We start from the raw sequence: 4197 nt of genomic DNA, 5'->3' as shown, positions 1-4197 counted from the left end.
ACCAGATTTTTCAAAAATTCAGGAGTCATGCGAGTGGCAGAAGGAGCAGAAGGAGAGCAATAGCCTGGCAAAGCAAGATCCCTAAACGCGCTATCAAATCGGGCATCCAAATCAGTGATGGACAAACAGGGATCATAATCTTGCAACAAACGACTCAAAATCGGACGCACACGACAATCATGATCCACCAGTTGGCGGACATTGCTCATAGAATTGTAAGCCAGAATTGTTTCAATTCTTTGATTCAAAACCGAGCTGGATAAAGGAGGACAGGCACCAGGAGGAACAGAGGGCAAATGATTACCACAAACACAAACTTGAGGCTCTGGTATTGGTTCCGGCACTTGAGGTGCTGGCACTGACACTGGTTCCGGTGCACAACCCACAAAAGGAATTAAATCAAAAAAGACTGAAAAATTTTCCCAACCACTCGTCCAAAAATTTCTTGCCGGGGCTTGGGGGGCTTGAGCATAGCGGTTTGCAGTATTTTGAGAAGCATAGGTAGAAGGATTTGTCGTTGGAGGAAGAGCTGTGAGTCTTGCGACAACAACCGGCTCATCGGGATCGTGGGATACAGGCGCCTGGACAGGAATAAAACTTGCGGTCGGAATTCTTTTGGTACCCCCTTGTGAAGACATAAAATACCTCATTAAATAATATTGTTCTCCCCTCTTGTTTTGTTTATCGACTCCAAGAGAAAAAAGTTGCTAATGCGCTGCGTTGAGGGAACAAAATTTTTGTCATAAGTCTCCATCACAATTAAGGTATTTATTTTTTTATTTATGGATACACACCGTTTTGATATTCACAAACTCTCGAATGCCAAAATGCGAAAGTTCCCGTCCGTATCCGGAGCCTTTTATTCCTCCAAAAGGAAGTCGTGGATCCGATCGCACCATGTTGTTTACGTAACAGCATCCGGCTTCCAGGCGTTTCTGGGCAATTTCTTCACCGCGTTTTAAATCTTGGGTAAATACTGCAGCGCCCAAGCCAAACTCCGTATCGTTGGCCACAAAAATAGCTTCTTCTTCATCTTCAACAGGAATAATGGTCGCCACGGGACCAAACAGTTCTTCGGAGTAAGCGGGCATTCCTTTTTTCACTTCTGTCAAAATAGTAGGAGGATAATAGGCCCCCTTCCCTCCCGGAATTTTTCCACCCAAAAGAAGTTTCGCCCCTTTCAAAATACTTTCCGTCACCTGACGATGCAAGGCCTCTCGAAGATCCATCCTAGCCATGGGACCCATAGTAGTTGCGGCTTCAAAGGGATCTCCCAGCACCACTTTATTCATCTCTGTACTTAATCTTTGTTCAAATTCTTTTTGAATACTTTTCACCACAATAAATCGCTTGGCACAAATACAGCTTTGACCGGCATTTAACAAACGCGAAGCGCAAGCTAAGGTAACGGTTTTATCCAAGTCGGCATCTTCCAAAATCAGAAAGGCATCCGAGCCACCTAATTCTAAAACGGTTTTCTTGATGGCTCTTCCCGATTGGGCTGCTACCGTCTGACCCGCACGGGTACTCCCTGTTAAGGTGATTGCTTTAATTAAAGGATGCTCAATGAGTTTGGGTATTTGTGGAATATCGCAAAGTAGCGTCACAAACAAATGGACTGGGAACCCCGCTTCTGCAAACACATCTTCAATGGCAAGGGCGCAACCACTCACGTTAAAAGCATGTTTTAAAACTCCTGCATTGCCGGCCATGAGCGCCGGAACTGCAAAACGAAAGACCTGCCAAAAAGGAAAGTTCCAGGGCATGATGGCGAGCACAATACCGATGGGTTCAAAACTTACGTAGCTTTTTAAGGCTTCCGTTTTTACTTCTTCAGGGCTTAAAAATTTCTCTGCATTTTCTGCGTAATAATCACAAACCAAGGCACACTTTTCTATTTCCAACGCTCCTTGTTTGAGAGGTTTTCCCATTTCCAAAGCGATGAGCTTTGCAAACTCTTCTTTTCTTTTCAGGAGGATCTGCCCTGCTTTTTTCATCAAGCCCGCACGATGTGAAAATGCAGTTTTTCGCCAAGCTTGATGGGCATTTTCGGCGGCTTGAAGTTTGATTTGAATTTCATCAAAAGAGATTTCTTCGTAAATTTTTATAACTTCATTGCTGCTGGGGTTGATGGATTGGAGTGGCATAAGAATAAAAAAGGCTCCGATAAATCGGAGCCTTTTTATGAAAGGGAAAAAACAAAATCAGGATTTATTGTTCTGAGTTTCTGCTAAATCTCCCAAGTAAGGCAATTTCCAGCGTTCCCCCTGATAGGCTTTAACCATCAGAACAACCCACAACACCATAAAACCCAGCATGAGAAGCCACATCAGTAAACTAAAAATACTGGCCAAGGCCGAAGAAATAAACGCCAAGATTATGGTAAACACTGTCCCTACTATATATAACGCAGTGACAGCTCCTCCGAAGAAAATGGCCTGCCAGGCATGAAAGCGAACGTTTTTGTCATTTTTTTCAATGAGTATAAAAATAAGCCCTGTCACCCATGAACAGAGGTAACAAAGCAGCGAAGCCACATTGGGAGCGAGCCCGGAACCCCCCGCTGAAGAGTTTTGAACTGAATTTTGATCCGCCATTTTCATCTCCTTTTTATATAGAAATTTTAAGAAGCCTCAGTTTAACGAAAAAACAAAAAATGAAAAGTAAATAATGGCAAAAACTACTCCTGATAAAAGGAATCCAGAATTCCTTTATATTTTTCGCTGACTACTTTTCGCTTAATTTTAAGAGTAGGCGTCAACTCCCCTCTATCGATGGTAAAATCATCGGCCAAAATGGAAAAACGTTTAATACTTTCATAACTGGCCAGCTGTTTATTTTTTTCTTCAATCCGCTTTTTTACCATTTCAAATATCTTAGGGTGCCTCACTAATTGTTGATAGTCAAAGCTTCCCAAGTTTTGAACTCTGGCAAGTTCCTGCAAGGCATCCGGATTTAGTGTCACCAAGGCACTCAAAAATTTTCGTCTGTCTCCATGCACCATCACTTGAGAAAAAACCGCATCTGTCTTGAGCAGGTTTTCGATGTACTGAGGAGCAATGTTTTTCCCGGCCGCAGTAACAATGAGATCTTTTTTTCGATCGGTAATTCTCAAAAAACCCTTGTCATCAAATTCGCCAATATCCCCCGTTTTAAAAAAACCATCCGGAGTAAAAGATTCCTGAGTGGCCTCCTCATTTCGATAATACCCCTTACAAACATGAGCACCCCGAACCAGAATTTCTTTATCCCTGGCCAGTTTAATTTCAACGTTCGCCACAATAGGACCCACCGTACCAAAACGGTAACGATCGAGTTTATTGCAAGTGATAGCTGCCGTGGTTTCGGTAAGACCATAGCCTTCCAAAATCAGGATATTTGCCGCGTCAAAAAATTCACCAATTTCCTGGGACAAAGGAGCTCCTCCTGAAATGAAAAACTCCAACCTGCCACCTAAACGTTCATGAAGTTTTGAAAAAACCAATCTCTGGGCAACTTGATATTGCATTTGATCCAACATAGAAAAGGACTGATGGTTCTGACGTGCCCTGCTCCGTTTCTTTCCTAAAGCCACTGCCCATTTGAAAACTTCTTTTTTATAGAAGGGGGCTGATTCGAAATCTCCCATCACCTTGGCATAAATTTTTTCAAAAATTCGGGGGACCGACACCATAAAGTGAGGTTTGATTTCTTTGATATTCTCCAAGAGCTTATCAATACTTTCTGCGTAAGCCTGAATAAAGCCCTGAGTCAGTTGATAAAACTGAAGCGCACGTGCCAAAATGTGCGCCAAAGGCAAAAAGAGTAAACTTTCTTTTCCTTCACTCAAATCAAAAATTTGATTCAGGGCATCGATTTCAGAGCTAAAACATTCGTGAGTTAAAGCAACTCCCTTGGGTTGTCCCGTTGTTCCGCTGGTGTAGACTACCGTTGCCAAATCTTTCAAATCGATAGCACCAATCAAGGCCTGAAAATTTTCTAAATGAAAGGGGGTGTCTTTGATAATTTTTTTAAAAGGAAAAACTTCTTCTTGCGAAACTTTGTCAAATGAAATGATCTTCTTCAAATAACTCAATTCTGAACGAAGCGAAGAAATTTTTGCAAGCTGACTTGTCCCTTCGATGAAGGCAATTTCGGCCTGGCAGTGATTTAGAATATAAGCCACATCTTTAGGTAAAGTAGAATGATAAATGGGAA

Annotated in this window: 4 protein-coding genes; all 4 read right to left on the bottom strand. The window is 42.3% G+C overall.

Annotation, left to right across the window (positions count from 1 at the left end; all coding sequences use genetic code 11):
- Positions 1-638: hypothetical protein (locus HQM15_12020; GenBank protein MBF0493489.1), on the bottom strand; the 638-nt coding region annotated here is incomplete at its 3' end.
- A 138-nt stretch (positions 639-776) separates the two neighbouring features.
- Positions 777-2147 carry an NAD-dependent succinate-semialdehyde dehydrogenase gene (locus HQM15_12015; GenBank protein MBF0493488.1) on the bottom strand — a complete coding sequence of 457 codons (1371 nt, stop codon included), beginning with the start codon at positions 2145-2147 and terminating at the stop codon, positions 777-779.
- Positions 2148-2204: 57 nt separating this feature from the next.
- Entirely contained in the window at positions 2205-2597 is a 393-nt protein-coding gene (locus HQM15_12010; protein ID MBF0493487.1) for a DUF4870 domain-containing protein, read from the bottom strand.
- Between the two features lie 83 nt (positions 2598-2680).
- A partial coding sequence (locus tag HQM15_12005) for a long-chain fatty acid--CoA ligase (protein ID MBF0493486.1) occupies positions 2681-4197 on the bottom strand: 1517 nt, incomplete at its 5' end.

It is taken from the genome of Deltaproteobacteria bacterium, from assembly GCA_015233135.1.
Taxonomy (GTDB): domain Bacteria; phylum UBA10199; class UBA10199; order JADFYH01; family JADFYH01; genus JADFYH01.
Note: the sequence above shows the minus strand (reverse complement) of the source record. Positions and strands in the feature narration are given on the sequence as shown.

Excerpts from the sequence above, each read along its gene's own strand:
- HQM15_12010 (MBF0493487.1), bottom strand. The coding sequence starts at position 2,597 with ATGGCGGATCAAAATTCAGTTCAAAACTCTTCAGCGGGGGGTTCCGGG.
- HQM15_12015 (MBF0493488.1), bottom strand. The coding sequence starts at position 2,147 with ATGCCACTCCAATCCATCAACCCCAGCAGCAATGAAGTTATAAAAATT.